At 52.1% G+C, this 15,254-nt stretch carries 9 protein-coding genes and 1 pseudogene; 1 reads left to right on the forward strand and 9 read right to left on the reverse strand.

All coding sequences use genetic code 11. The annotated features are described in order from the left end of the window. The 9 genes and pseudogenes from mutL to Q9L42_RS16745 form a co-directional block, all read right to left on the reverse strand. Entirely contained in the window at positions 1-1,809 is a 1,809-nt protein-coding gene (gene mutL, locus Q9L42_RS16700) for a DNA mismatch repair endonuclease MutL (RefSeq protein WP_349431450.1), read from the reverse strand. Between the two features lie 77 nt (positions 1,810-1,886). Then, positions 1,887-3,227 carry an N-acetylmuramoyl-L-alanine amidase gene (locus Q9L42_RS16705; RefSeq protein WP_349431451.1) on the reverse strand — a complete coding sequence of 447 codons (1,341 nt, stop codon included), beginning with the start codon at positions 3,225-3,227 and terminating at the stop codon, positions 1,887-1,889. 33 nt (positions 3,228-3,260) lie between these two features. Next, positions 3,261-3,728 (reverse strand): tRNA (adenosine(37)-N6)-threonylcarbamoyltransferase complex ATPase subunit type 1 TsaE, encoded by a 468-nt coding sequence (gene tsaE / locus Q9L42_RS16710; protein ID WP_305907285.1) that lies wholly within the window; start codon positions 3,726-3,728, stop codon positions 3,261-3,263. Between the two features lie 362 nt (positions 3,729-4,090). Then, positions 4,091-5,554, reverse strand: a complete 1,464-nt coding sequence (locus Q9L42_RS16715) for an NAD(P)H-hydrate dehydratase (protein ID WP_349431452.1) — start codon at positions 5,552-5,554, stop codon at positions 4,091-4,093. A 253-nt stretch (positions 5,555-5,807) separates the two neighbouring features. Then, the gene (locus Q9L42_RS16720) at positions 5,808-6,221 is read right to left on the reverse strand and encodes a group II intron maturase-specific domain-containing protein (protein ID WP_349431453.1); all 414 of its coding nucleotides are present in this window, start codon (positions 6,219-6,221) and stop codon (positions 5,808-5,810) included. After that, positions 6,218-6,729, reverse strand: a pseudogene (locus tag Q9L42_RS21535) (reverse transcriptase domain-containing protein). The gene Q9L42_RS16720 and the pseudogene Q9L42_RS21535 overlap by 4 nt, the downstream one beginning before the upstream one ends. Then, complete coding sequence (locus Q9L42_RS16735; RefSeq protein WP_349431455.1) at positions 6,633-7,118, reverse strand: hypothetical protein; 486 nt, start codon at positions 7,116-7,118, stop codon at positions 6,633-6,635. The pseudogene Q9L42_RS21535 and the gene Q9L42_RS16735 overlap by 97 nt, the downstream one beginning before the upstream one ends. A 940-nt stretch (positions 7,119-8,058) precedes the next feature. Further along, positions 8,059-12,894, reverse strand: a complete 4,836-nt coding sequence (locus tag Q9L42_RS16740; protein ID WP_349431456.1) for an NAD-glutamate dehydrogenase — start codon at positions 12,892-12,894, stop codon at positions 8,059-8,061. 76 nt (positions 12,895-12,970) lie between these two features. After that, a complete protein-coding gene (locus Q9L42_RS16745; protein ID WP_305907284.1) occupies positions 12,971-14,104 on the reverse strand; it encodes a methyltransferase in 1,134 nt (377 codons plus the stop codon). Positions 14,105-14,213: 109 nt separating this feature from the next. On the opposite strand from Q9L42_RS16745, the gene ylqF reads away from it, so the two are divergent. Continuing rightward, a complete protein-coding gene (gene ylqF, locus Q9L42_RS16750; RefSeq protein WP_349431457.1) occupies positions 14,214-15,134 on the forward strand; it encodes a ribosome biogenesis GTPase YlqF in 921 nt (306 codons plus the stop codon). Positions 15,135-15,254 lie beyond the last annotated feature (120 nt).

The raw sequence follows: 15,254 nt of genomic DNA on the forward strand, positions 1-15,254 counted from the left end.
CTACTGTCCACGCATAAAAAACTTATCCAGGTCGGCATGACTCAATGCAACCCAAGTGGGGCGGCCATGATTGCACTGCCCGATTCTTTCCGTTTGTTCCATCTCTCTCAACAATGCATTCATCTCATCTATCGTCAATTTTCTCCGCGCCCTAACCGAACCATGACAGGCCATCGTCGCCAAAATTTCATTCGATTTCTCTTCCACTCTTCGGCTCATGCCGTTGGTGAGGATATCGGCCAGGATATCCCGGACCAGGCTATCCATATCGGCCTTGCCCAAAATCGCAGGCGTTGCGCGCAAGACCAGGGTTTCTGGCCCCGAACGATTGATTTCAAAGCCTAACGAAGCAAAAAAGCCCTGCTCCTGCTCCGCCAAATCGGCTTCCGCCGTCGACACCTGAATTTTAAGAGGCAACAATAACGGTTGGGTCGGCACATCGCCCTGATGGTATTGTTTTTTAAGACGCTCATAAGTGACCCGCTCATGAGCCGCATGAGCGTCGACCAAGATGACGCCATTGGGGGTTTCGGAGAGAATATAAATGCTATGAATATGGGCGACGGCAAATCCTAATGGCGGTATCTGTTGTCTATGCGCAGACTGTACCGGCGCCGGTTCGACAATGGCGGGTTCTGTCTGTGGATATAACGAGGCATAAGCCTTGATTTCCTCTTCCACCGACAGCGGCAGATTCGATTGTTGCGGAGGACGCGGATCATGGGTTCGACTCCGAACCGCCGTTTGCGCTTCGGCCTGTGGCGGCGCAAATGCCTCAACCTCTAAGACCTCGGCTTGAGCGGGCTCGGGCCTTTGCTCGGCCAACGAACGATGCAAGGCGCTGAACAGAAAATCATGAACCAAGCGGCCTTCGCGAAAACGCACCTCCAGTTTAGCCGGATGTGCGTTAACGTCGACCAGTTTAGGGTCCAAGGCCAAATACAGCACAAACACCGGGTGCCGGCCGTGGTACAACACATCCTGATAAGCTTGTTTGACCGCATGCGAAACCAAACGATCCTTGATCAATCGAGCATTGACATAAAAAAACTGCATATCCGGCTGACTGCGCGAAAAGGTCGGCAAACCCACCCAGCCAGTCAAATGCAGGCCTGATGAGGCGAAATCGATTCTGACTGCGTTTTCGATAAAGGCCGAACCACAGATCTTGGCTATGCGCTTTTCCTGTTCCGCCGGCGAACTAGCCGGTTTCAGATTCACGATTTCGCGCTGATTATGAGTCAGCACGAAACCGATATCAAAATGACTTAACGCCATCTTTTTGATCAGGTTTTCTATATGAGAAAACTCGGTTTTCTCGCTTTTCAGGAATTTGCGCCTAGCCGGGGTATTGTAAAACAGATCGCGCACTTCGATCGTCGTGCCCTGCGGATGTGGATCGGGTTGCGGGTCGAAGTCTTTTTCCGTGCCATCGGCGCCGACCTTCCAGGCGCACTCTGCGTTCTCGGTCCGTGAGATCAAGGTCAACCTTGCCACCGAGCTGATGCTAGGCAAGGCTTCGCCACGAAACCCCATGCTGGCGACCTGTTCCAAGTCCTTCAAACTACTGATCTTACTGGTCGCATGTCGTGACAGCGCCAAACCCAAATCCTCATTGATAATGCCGCAGCCATTATCGCGTATTCTGATCAAACGAGCGCCGCCCTGCTCGATATCGATTTGGATTTGCGTGGCGCCGGCGTCGAAACAGTTTTCCACCAATTCCTTGACCACCGAAGCGGGTCTTTCCACCACTTCGCCAGCCGCAATCTGATTGACTAATTGAGTCGGTAAGGAATGTATGCGCATGAAACAGCCAAAAGGCCCTATTCTACTGAACGGCGAAGCAACTGAAAACCTTACCGGGCAAAACCCTTGAAAAAGAACTAACTATCGGCCGGAATTTTCAACACCTGGCCTATGCGAATCACATTATTGCCCAATGCATTCGCCGCCTTCAGGGAACGCATGCTGACGCCATAACGCTGGGCGATGCCTGACAGCGTTTCACCGCGGGTAATGACATGCTTGGCCTGACGACCGGCAGAGACCGATGCCATCAAGGTGTCGGCCGGCGCATAATCTTTGAAATAACTGAGGATTCCGTTAAAGATCGCTTGCGCCATTTTCTGCTGATGAGTCCGACTGCGCAGTTTTCTCTCTTCGGTCGGATTGGAAATAAAGGCGGTCTCCACCAAAATCGACGGAATATCGGGGGACTTCAGCACCATGAAGCCGGCTTTTTGCACGGTGTTTTTATGCAGATGACCTATGCGCTTGAAATTGTTCAATACATTGGCGCCGACTTTACGACTGGCTTCCTTGGTCGCCGTCTGCGACAAATCCAACAACACCGAAGCCAGCATTTCGTCTTTATCGTCGAGACTGACCCCACCGGCCAGCTCCAAATCGGCGGAATTCTCATGATAGGCCAACCAACGCGCCGCTTCACTAGAGGCGCCGCGCCTGGATAAGGTAAAGACCGAAGCCCCTTTAACCCTGGAACTCTTGAAGGCGTCGGCGTGTATTGATACAAAAAGATCGGCTCGGGCCTGACGGGCGATTTCCATCCGCTTCCTCAGTTTGATGTAATAATCGCCTTTGCGCACCATCACCGCCTTCATGCCGGGCTGACGATCGATTAACTCAGCCAGCTTTTGCGCTATCGAAAAAACGACCTTCTTTTCCTGTGTGCCTCTTGGGCCATGGGCGCCTGGATCCTCACCACCATGACCGGCATCGACGGCGACGATAATATCCCGGGCTTTGTTTTTTACCGTTTTGATGGCGGCGTTTCTCTGTCCCCCATTAGCGACGACCGCCTGATTGCCTTTGGGAAATAAATCGATCACCAGGCGATTGCCGTATTTATGACTGGGCTTCAAGGCAAAGCTTTTGGTCGTGACATCGCCATTCAAGTCAAGTACGACCCTTAAATCGGTTTTATTCCTAACCCCGGCGCGCACCTTGGTAAACAACGGATGGTCATGCGGAGGCTGTTGCAAGGGCTGATTCAGTTTGGCATTGCTGATATCGATCACCAGCCGTGACGGATTATGCAGCGGAAATATCGTGTGCATTGGGGCTTGCGACACATCGAACACCAAACGGGTATGATCCGGCGCGGTCCAGAGACGTAACGAATCGACTTTAATCTGTTCTGCTCCCCAGGCCACCGACATCGCCAGTAACAGAGAAAATGCAAAAAATAACCGGAATCGAATCATGACTGAACAACCAAAGCAACATTTTTGTTTAAATTATAACAGTATGTCCTTGTTTTTCCAGTTCAGAATAACATTTTTCATCAGTCGCTCGGACAAGCCCTTGATTTCCATCACCCGCCCCTGACCGGCAACTTGCAAAGTCAGCTCAATATCTGCCGGCGGCAAAAAGCCTACGCCCATTTCCGGCCACTCGATAAAACAGATTCCCTGTTGCATATAATCCCTGATCCCGATCCACTCCAATTCCTCTGGGTCTTTTATGCGGTAAAGATCAAAATGAAACAGCGCCCGACCATTTAAGCAGTATTCCTCCACCAAGGTATAAGTCGGACTTTTGACCGCCCCGCGATGCCCTGCAGCCCTCAACACACCACGCACCAAGGTGGTTTTACCGGCGCCTAGATCACCCCGTAGGAATATCAGGCAGCGCTCGGGCAGCATCCGCCATAATTGGGCGCCAAATTGTTCGGTATCTTCGGTTGTCTCTAACGTTATCTTCATTAATTGTAATTATTCAACGTAGTATTATCAAAGGGAATCGATTATTGATTTATCGGGCTGTCTGCAACAGGCAGATTTTTGCTGAAAAATCGGCATTTTCATCCTCCCTGGCGATCAGATTCCTCGCTCAAGCCTACCTGGACGTATTCACCCAGCACCTAAATTCCATAGGCTAATGGCTGCGATAAATCATCTTCGTTTATTTAGTGCTGGGTGAACGCGTCCCGAGAAATCAATGACCGACTGCCTAACCCTGAAAGATACTGAATACACCATTAATTCAACCTCAGTTCGGGATAAAATAATCATATATTCCAAAGAGTTAAGACAGTATCAGGCTGGCTTCTTAACCCGAACTCAGGTTAATTTAACACCGTTCGGATATGCGCCAGCAAATCGCTAGCCAATAAACCTCTTTCGCCCCCATTAGCGGCGGCGATATCGGCCGCCTGGCCATGGGCATGGACGGCCAACCTCGTGGCCATGGCCATCGCCATTCCCTGAGCGAGCAGGCCACCAATCAAGCCGGACAACACATCCCCCATTCCTCCCGAAGCCATGCCCGGATTGCCGGTGGTCGACAGATAAATATCTTGGCTGTCCTTGACCAGGGTTCCCGCCCCTTTCAATAAGGCGACCCCGCCATAGCGTCGCTGCAATTCCGTCACCGCGGCAAAACGGTCGGCGGCGATTTCGGCGCTTGAACAGCCGAGTAAGCGGCTCGCCTCACCAGGATGCGGGGTGATCACGCGATTATGTTTCAAAGCCGGCTGTTTGGCCAACAGATTGAGCGCATCGGCATCGGCCACGCACAACACGTCTTCAGCCATGGCCCGGGAAAAAAGCGCCTGAGCCCAGGAACTCTGCCCCAAACCGGGTCCGATGACGACCACATTCGCTTTGTCCAGCAAGGCATTTAATTGCTCCACCGTTTCGACGGCATGACTCATGATTTCCGGTCGACCGATATTGATCGCATGACTGTGATCGGCGCGGGTGGCGACACTGACCAAACCGGCCCCACTCCGCAGCGCAGCCTCCGCCGCCATTCTGATCGCCCCGCTATAACCGCAATCGCCGCCAACCAGCAACACATGGCCGTAATGTCCCTTATGCGCGCAACGATTACGCCGCGGCAACACCGGTTTGCGTATCAGCTTCGCGGCATGCGCCTGGGTCGCCGCGACATCCGCCGGAACCAACAGACTGGAATACACCAGTTCACCGCGATACTCGTTCGCCTCCCCGGTAAAGAGCCCCCGTTTCAGGGCGATGAAGGAAACCGTGCAATCCGCCTTCACCGCGCAACCCATCACCTGCCCACTGTCGGCATTTAGGCCTGACGGAATATCGACGGCGATGACCGGCCAATCGCAAGCATTGATCGCCTGTATCGCTTCGGCAAATGCGCCGACGACTTCGCGATCCAGGCCGGTACCCAATAAGGCATCGACGACGACGCACGGTTCCGCCAGAGTCTGCGCTCGCAAGGAATCGATAGGGCCGCCGTTCTGAAGATAATCCCGACACGCGGTCAAGGCGTCGCCGCGCAGCTTGTCGATCCCTGTCAAAGAAACCAGCTCAATCTGGCAGCCGGCGGCTAACGCGAGCCTGGCAAGCACATAGCCGTCACCGCCGTTGTTGCCGCCGCCGCAAAAGACCACCAGCTTGTTAAGTTCCGGCCAACGCAAACGGATTTGCTCGAATACCGCGCCCGCGGCCTTAGCCATCAAGCCGATGCCTGGAATGCCTTTTTCTTCGATGGCGATACGATCCATTTCACGAACCTGAGCCGCCGTATATAAGTTTTCCGGTAGTGCTTGCATGATCCAATCGGTTGTTTATAAAGCCCAACAGCGCAATGCCAAAGCGCATCGCGAAAGGTGCTTAATTTAAAGTTCAGGGTAACTGCTCGCCCCACTTATCGAACGCGGCAGGGCATGTAGGGTGGATAAGCCTGAAGGGCGCATCCACCAAAGATGCCGACCCGGTGGATGCGCTCCGCTTATCATCGGGTCAGAGGGAGCCGCAGCTCCCGTCTGCCCACAGAACCGTGCGTACGGGTCCGTACACGGCTCCTCACGTAAGACGAATCCATTGAGATACCTCAAACCAATGCGCTAACTGTCGGTCGGATCGTATTTCCTGTCCCATCAGGTTGATAAACCAACTGTTCGGATAGGCTCTCGTCACCGCTCGGGTTGCGGAAAGCGCCCACCGTTTCTTGTTGGAAAAGACCGTCTGGGCGGCTTGCTTTCGCGGTACGCCCCGTTTGACCAGGTTTCGATACAGATGCTGTTTCCGCTTCTGCTGACTCACCAGCCTCGCTCGTAATCGTCGCCGGATATGGGCTTCGATTTTCCTCAGCTGGGACGGGTATTGGGTCAAGCTGTAGTAGTTGGCCCAGCCCACGTACCACTGATTAAGGTCGGCCAGGGTGTGATTCAGCGTCTGATGGGTGCCTCGCGGCGTTAAGGCTTTGACTTTACTCATGGCCGTTTGCAGGGCTTTGTGCGCAATCGCCACCGTCCGTCGACCACGGTAAAGCCTAAGAACTTTACCGCATCGGATTTAGCCACTTGGCTTTTCTCCCGGTTCACCTTCAGTTTCAGCTTGTTTTCGATGAATTGGCTGACTTTCTCCATCACTCGCTCCGCCGCCTTTTGCGACCCAACGAAAATGTTGCAGTCATCGGCAAACCGACAAAATTCCAGTCCGCGCTTTTCCAATTCCTGATCCAGTTCGTCCAGAACAATGTTGCTCAGCAAGGGCTTAACGGTCCGCCCTGCATCGCACCTTCCTTGCTGGGGTTGACGACGCCGTTGATCATCACGCCACTGCGCAGCATCATGCCGATCAAGCGCAAGATGCGTTTGTCGGCGATCCGTTGCCCCATCCGGCCAATCAGCCGGTCGTGGTGAATACGATCGAAGAACTTCGATAAGTCGATGTCCACCACATAGGGTTTACCGCTTTCCACGATCCGTTGCGCCGCTTGCACCGCTTGGTGTTGACTCCGTCCCGGACGAAAGCCATAGCTGTGCCCTGAAAATGCGGATCAAAGATCGGTTCCAGCAACAATTTCAGGGTCGTCTGTACCACACGATCCCGCACCGTCGGTATGCCGAGCAGACGTACGCCCTTGCCGCCAGGCTTAGGTATTTCCACTCGGCGAACCGGCGAGGGTTGGTAAGTCCAATCCTGCAATTCCTGTTGCAGACGACTTAGCTCTTCGTCTAAACGGGCTTCAAAGTCGGCTATCGTGACCCCGTCAATGCCGGGTTTGCCTTTGTTCTTCTTCACCTGTTCAAATCCCGCACTCAAATACAACGTTGAGCACAGTTGGTCAAAGAGTCTTGGTTCCTCAATCAATCGGTCATGTTCGTTCATTTCACTTTTTTCTCTCTCTTGCAATGGCCTTTCTTCAATCTCGCGCAATCGATTCGTTCACTGTTTACGACGCGAATAGTCGATTGCTCCTGTCAGGCTGATCTCAGACCCTCAGTTTATAATCAACGGCCATGGCCGCTTACGTGTTCCACCCTTCACCTCCAACTTCCTGTCACTGGTTCGATGTTTTTCCCTCAGCTATGTCACCATAACCTCATCGGCATCGAACTTTACGATTACTACGGCTTCATCTGCAGACCCTCGGTTCATCACGTCAGCATTACTGCTGCGCTTAGGGCTTAAGGTGTCGCAGTTACACCGACCCGAAGCCGACGGCCCTTCACTGGGTAAGATAGTCAACTTTATCTCGGTCCACCTACCTTCAATACAACAGCAAGTTACGGTGAGAATATCGGACTTCGGTGGACGCGGGCACCTCATCCTCTTGCTGCCGCCTTACGAAGGTTCACTCTCGTTTAGGTGACCGATTCGGCTAGAGCTTCTTTCAGATTCCGCATTGGCTCTCGGTAACCGTGCTTCCCTGTTGGGTAGCTACCGGGAGTTTCTTTGGACACCCTTGCTTTCGCCTACTTCTTCCCTTCTCACAGGGCAAAGGCTGGACTTTCACCAGCTAGCTGACTACCATGCCAGTCACACCACCCTACAAATGGGGGTGAGTAGTTACAGTTCAGGATAAAAATCCCCCAACTCTGAGCCGGCCGGGGTTTGCAACCCCGTCCTGAATCTTTTTAACCTAAATAAAAATAATTTACCACGATTTCGGCGGAATAGGGTTGTTTTGGCGATAAAAAAAAGGCAGGTGCAACAGCGCCTGCCTTACAGAATATCTTCAAAGAGGAGTATGTCCGAACTGTCAGTTAAACATTCGATAACATGGGTTTCATTATAATGAGACGCACTCCCGCCATCTTGACCTATATCAATTTTTACCGGCTTTTTTGGAACTGCTGGCGATATCCTGCAGCTCTTTCAGTAGCACCGTCACCTTCTCCAACTCAATCACAGGCTCCGATTTGACCATTGCCAATAACTTACGATAACGCTGTATAGAATCTTCATAACAAGCAAGCCAGCTTTCCAGTTTGTCGGTCATACTATTATCCGGCTGCTGTAATGCCGACAGCGACAAAGCGCAACACACGGCATTGAATTCTTCTCGGCTGGTCCTGCGCGCCAAAGCTTGCCAGATCGTTCCTCCCGGCAACTGATAAATTTGTTCGCGCAACCACAACAGTTCCAAAGACTCTATCAGCTGAAAGAAAATTTGGCCGCATTCCTGTAACGTGCTGTTGCTATTTTTATGCAGCCAAATCACATTGAGAGATAAATACATCATATCCATCATGACGATATTCAACGCCAAACCGGCCGGCACCCCTTGTTGAATATAGTGATCGACCTCTTGATCGATGCGTTGGTTAGACTGATCGGAGATAATCTCCGGCAGAGATTCTTTCAGCTGAGCAATGCCCTGTAGGTAGGATTTGACCTCCTCTTCGCCTTGCAAGCGATCGTCGATACTCAAGTACCATTGCATCGCTCTTTCCGCCAACTCCCTGAGGCGAGCATACAATTCTTCGACGACCTCATCGGCCAACTGTAATTGCAGATGTTGAATTTCCGACCACAACGCGTCGATGACAAAAATATGACAAACACGTTTATACACGGCGACAATCGCGCTGATCGAATAACCGGTTTCATCGATCACCTGGAATGGGAACACGATACCCATCCGGTTAACCAAGGCATTGACCATGCAGTTGGCCACGATGCCCTGAGCCAGATAATGCTGTTGAATCTGATTGGGAAAATTTTGCCGCAACGGCTCCGGGAAATACGCACTTAATTCCTGTTGCAACAAGGCCTCATCCAAACTCGGCAGGTCGTCCAATAATCGCTGTTTCAGCAACTGCTTGCTGTAGGCCAGTAGCACACTGATCTCCGGCCGGTACAAGCCTTTGCCCTTGCTCTGGCGATCAACCAACATCTCTTTGGAAGGAATGCCCTCTAGCGCCCTATTTAAATGGCCTTCTTTTTCCAAAATTTCAATCAACCATTGCACGCCCTGCAATTCGCCGACCGAAGTCCGCTCAATCATGCTGATCGCCCGATTCTGCAACGCATTATTGACCAACACCAATTCGGCGACGGCATCGGTCATGCTTTCGAGCTGCCGATTACGTTGTTTAACGGTCAAATCGCCCTGAGCGACCAGACTATCCAACAGAATCTTGATATTGACCTCATGATCCGAACAATCGACGCCGGCCGAGTTATCGATCGAATCGGTATTAATCAGGCCGCCTTTGCGCGCATATTCGATGCGTCCGGCTTGGGTGAAGCCCAAGTTTCCGCCCTCCGCCACCGCCTTGCAATTCAGCTCCCTGCCATTAACCCGCACCGCATCGTTAGCCCTGTCTCCCACATCCCCGTTGCTTTCTCGACTCGCCTTAACAAAAGTGCCTATGCCGCCGTTCCATAACAAGTCCACCGGCGCGCGCAGCAGACTCTTGATCAACTCATTCGGGGTCATACGATCGTGATTGATATTCAGGCGCTCTTTCATCGTCTCGCTCAATGGAATCGATTTTAACTGCCGCGAATAGACCCCTCCGCCCTTGGAAATCAAGTTCCGGTCATAATCGGACCAAGACGCCCCCGGCAAGGCGAACAGGCGTTTGCGCTCCTCGAAACTGACTTCCGGATCGGGATCGGGATCCAACAAGATATATTCATGGTCGAAGGCGCCAATCAGTTTGATTTGATCGGACAACAACATGCCATTGCCGAATACATCACCAGCCATACCGCCGATGCCGATGACGCTAAACGGCTTCTTCATATACTTAATCGCCAAGCGATCGAAATGATGTTTGACCGATTCCCATGCTCCGCGAGCGGTAATACCCATCATCTTATGATCATAGCCATACGATCCGCCCGAGGCAAAGGCATCGCCGAGCCAAAAACCATATTGCTTGGACAAACCATTAGCATAATCGGAGAAAGTAGCGGTCCCCTTGTCGGCGGCGACCACTAAATAAGTATCGTCATCGTCATAACAATTGACGGCATTGGGCTTAATAACCCGACCGTTTTGCAGATTGTCGGTCAAATCCAATAACCCCTTAATCAGAATCCGATAACAACTGACGACTTCCTGTTTACGCGCCTCCGCGGCCTCCAACTTACCGAGGTTTTTAACGACGAAGCCGCCCTTTGCGCCGGTCGGTACGATCACCGCATTCTTGGTCATCTGCGCCTTCATCAAGCCCAACACTTCGGTGCGAAAATCCTCGCGGCGATCCGACCAGCGCAAGCCTCCGCGGGCTACCGGCCCCCCGCGCAGATGTATGCCTTCCATGCGCGGCGAATAAACAAAGATTTCGAAATAAGGCACCGGCTTCGGTATCTCGGCGACTGCCGAGGAGTCAAACTTGATCGCGAAATAAGGAATGCCCTGTTCATCGACCGGCGCCCTGAAATAGTTAGTGCGCACCGCCGCCTGGATCAGATTTAGATAACGGCGCAGTATCCGGTCTTCATCCAATGATTTAACCTGATCGATTTCCTTGCCTATCGCCGCATAAAGTTCGGCATTGCTGTCATCATCCTGCTGCAAAGCGGGGTCGAAACGCTGATTAAAGAAATTCACCAGCAGACGCACCACTTCGGGATTATTGGCCAATGTGGTTTCAACATAGGCTTGGCTGAAGGCGATGCTGATTTGGCGCAGATATAAATAAAAGGCGCGAAAGATATTCACTTGACGCCAACTGATGCCGGCCTTAATAATGAGCTGGTTAAAACCGTCATTTTCGCTTCTACCGAGCCAGCACTGCTCGAAGGCCTCCTGAAAACGCGGCTTCAGGCTTTCCAGATTCAGACTGCCGGTATCGGTATCGATGTGCAAGCCAAAATCATGCATCCACAATTCATCTTGGCAGGATTTTTTACGAATCTCATAAGGCCTTTCATCGCAGACCTTGACCCCCATGTTTTCCAACATCGGCAAACTGCTGGACAAGGAAGCCTGTCCCTTGCTGAAGAGTTTGAAGCGCAAACTCTTATTACGCTTCGCGGTCAGCGGGCTGTACAACAGCGTTTCCACCTGAGCGCCGCTGCTTAGCAAATGCTCGAAACGTTCGATATCGAGTATAGCCGTACGACTGGACATCTCCTCGCGATATGCCGCGGTAAAACTGTCTTGATAGTGTTCCAACAACTCGTTGGCCTTGGCTTCACCATGGTAGCCCAACAAGTCATGACGTAGATCATCCTTCCATTCCGTCAGCACCTCGATAATTTTCTGCTCGATATCCTTGACGTCATAGTCGATGCGACAACCGCTTTCGGTGCGAATAATGAAATGGATGCGGGCCAATATCGATTCCGACAATTGGACGCTGAAATCGACGTTCTGAGCCTCGAATGTCTCCAATAAGATCCGTTGGATCTTCTTGCGCGATTCGGTGTGATAGCGCTCCCTGGGCACAAACACCAGCAGCGAAATAAAATGGCCATAGACATCGTGGCGAGCGAAGACCTTGATGCGCTGTCTTTCCTGTAATTGAATGACTGTGGCCGCACACTGAAACAGCTCTTCCGGTTCGGCCTGGAAAATTTCGTCCCTAGGCAAAGACTGCAAGATGAACATCAATGAACGGGCGCGATGAGAGCTCTTACGAAAGGCAAAGCGCTGCATGACATAGCTGATTTTATCCCTGACCATCGGAATGGCTTTTAACTCGGTCAGATAAGCCCTAGAGCTATAAAGTCCCAGAAAGCGCTTTTCTCCGTTCAACTCGCCGTCCGCGCCATATTGCTTAATGCCGATGTAATCCATAAACACCGGCCTATGCACCGTTGCCTTCGAAGTCGCCTTGGTAACTAACAAGGGTTCGGCATTATTAATTTTGGCGAAGGCATCGGCGGAGATCGGCAACAAGCCGTTTTCCGGTAACTTGGCGATGCTGTCTCTGAGCACACCCAGGCCGCTATTGGCGACCGGCTTAAAACTCATTGCCCCCTCCTGTTGCACCAATTCATATTCCCGATAGCCCAGAAATACAAAGTGATCCTGACAAAGCCATTGTAAAAAAGCGATGATGTCGGCTCCGGCTTCAGATTCGGCCTGCTCGGCTGCGCTCAACGCGTTGATGACCTCCCGCATCTTGCTCAGGCAGGGTTGCCAGTCCTGAGTTGCCGCACGGACATCAATCAAAATATCCACTAATCGCCGACGCAGAAAATCCAATTGCGCCTGATCCACCTGTCGGTCAATTTCCAAGTGCAATAAACATTCACTAGAACTCGCTTGATCGGAAGTTTCGGCAAAGCCAACAAACTCGCCCCGCTCGTTCCTCAGCATGTTATAGACGGGATGAATGACCAGATGGTTGGTCAAGCCCTGCTGATTGATTTCCATGCTGATCGATTGCAGCAGAAACGGCATATCTTCGATGACGATTTCGACGATAGTATGAGGGGACTGCCAGCCATGATCCTCCAGCGTCGGATTGTAGACTTTGACCTTCTGCGTGCCGGCCTGGTACCGCAGCGCCATATTCCAGTGCGACAACACCGCCCCGTATAAATCAGCCACCTCGATAGTCTCCAGGTCATCAAACGGCACGGCCTCATAATATTGCTGGCAGAAGGCGATGAGCGTCGCCGCCAATTCGGCATCCAACTTCTCCCTGATATAACGGTTTAAATGATTGAAGACTTTTTCACTGACATTGTTTTCCATGGATTTCACTTAACTGCTGCGTTGCTTCCCACTCTAGCGGGGTCCGGCATAAATTTCCAGGCCCACGGTGGTAACTTCATCGTTTGATCGCCGATAAAATAACGAATTTTTTATTCGATGCGACCAGTCGACAGTTTCCGAATAACTTCTTCAGACTGATGTGATAAGCGAGATGGCGATTGCCAATGACGCGCAATTCCCCACCCTGATGCAATACCTTTCGCGACTGTTTGAACATTTGCCAGGCGATATGATCACCGACGGCATGCTGCTGATGAAACGGCGGATTACAGACGATACAGTCGGCAGAATCGTCGTCTATGCCGCTCAGACAATCGGTCGTAATGAACTCGGCTTGGCGCTGTTGATCGAAAGCGGCGATGAAATTTTCCCGCGCCGACGCCACCGCCATGAAACTTTCATCAATGAAGCGTATGCAGGCGACCGGGTTTTGCCGAGCCAACATCAAACCGACGACGCCATTGCCGCAGCCGAGATCGATAAAATCGTTGTAATCCGTATTGTCCGGTAAATGTTGTAGCAACAAACGCGTGCCGATATCCAGACTATCGCGGGAAAAGACATTGGCATGATTGACCAGGGTAAAAGAACTGTTTTCCAGACGATACCTGACCGGATAAGGATTGTCCTCGACCTTTCTGTCCGGCGCCGGTCTCGCATAAAGCAGCCTTGCCTTCTTTCTCGCCAATGAAGTCGTCACCGGGCCCACTAAACGGGCCATCAATTTCCACAGCGAAGGCGGCAGATTCTTGATCATGCCGGCGACGATCACCTGAGTCCGCTCATTCAGCCACGGTTGCAGATTGATTAACTGATACTCCAACAAGGCCAAGGTCTTGGGCGCCTTGATCAGCAAATAATCGATGGGCTGCTCCGGCGCCTGTAGGCTGTTAAGCAGCGTCACGGAAGCTTGGCTCAAGCCGTTGCCATCCAAATTGCTGCGGGTGGCCTGCTGCGACAGCCAAGAATCCGATATCGCCAGCGGTCGGTAACGATGCAAGGCGACGGCTAAAGCGCCGAAGCTGTCGTTTAAAATGACGATATTGGCATCGTCCTCTAGTTTTTCCTCGGCCAGCTCATGCAACAGGTATTCATCGGCGGCGTCCCATGCCCGCAGCACATCATTGACCCGTATCGGCCAGCGCCGTAAGGTAAATTCGCCCTGCGGCGCCCGCATTAATGTTTCCATGCCTACTCCAGGTTTGTACAGAGGCGCTATTCTAACAAATCACGGGCCGATACAAGAGCGGGGGAAATACGTTAGAATGGTCAATTGTAAACAATTGTCACCCGAAATCATGCAGATACAATGGTATCCGGGCCACATGCACAAGGCCAGCAAGGAAATCAAACAAGCCCTGCCGAAGATCGATTTGATCATAGAGGTGCTGGACGCACGCATTCCTTTCAGCAGTCAAAACCCGATGTTATCGACACTGCGCGGCGACAAACCCTGCATCCGCGTGCTGAACAAGCACGACTTGGCCGACCCGGATCGAACCCGGGAATGGCAGGACTATCTGGAACAGGAACGCGGCGTCAAGACATTGGCCGCCACCAACCAGCAAGCGGACAAGATCAAGCAAATCATCGAGCTGTGCGGCAAGATGCTGCCGGAAAAAACCGCCGTGGGCAAGATCATACACACTATGATCATGGGCATACCGAATGTCGGCAAATCCACCCTGATCAACATACTGGCCGACCGAGTCATCGCCAAGACCGGTAACGAACCGGCCGTCACTAAACGCCAGCAACGCATCACCCTGCCCGGCAACATCGTTCTTTCCGATACCCCGGGCGTACTATGGCCCAATGTCGAAAACAAAAACAGCGGTTATCGCTTAGCGGCCACCGGCGCAATCAAAGATACCGCGATCAGTCACGATGACGTCGCCTACTTCACCGCGGAATACTTGCTGGAAGCCTATCCCGACTTACTCAAACAGCGTTATCAAATAGAACAATTACCGGACAACGAAGCGGACTTAATGGAGACCATCGGCCGAAAACGCGGCTGTCTGCGCGCCGGCAAGCAGGTCGACCTGGATAAAACGGCAAAGATCTTGATAAATGAATTTCGCAACGGCACGCTCGGCCAGATCACGCTGGAAACCCCGGCGATGATGGAAGCCGAGCTCATCGAACTGGCGGCGATACGGGAAAAAAAAGCAGCCAAGAAGACGGCCAGAAAACAAAAATGGAAAGCCGCTCGATAAATACAGCCGAGCCGGTGGATGCGCTCCACTTATCCACCCTACGATTGGAGCGAGTAGTTATCGCTGACTATCAGTTACTTGCGGAATAAGTGTATGGGGCAAGGCAGATTTTGCAGGTAG

It is taken from the genome of Methylomarinum sp. Ch1-1, assembly GCF_030717995.2.
Taxonomy (GTDB): Bacteria; Pseudomonadota; Gammaproteobacteria; order Methylococcales; family Methylomonadaceae; genus Methylomarinum; species Methylomarinum roseum.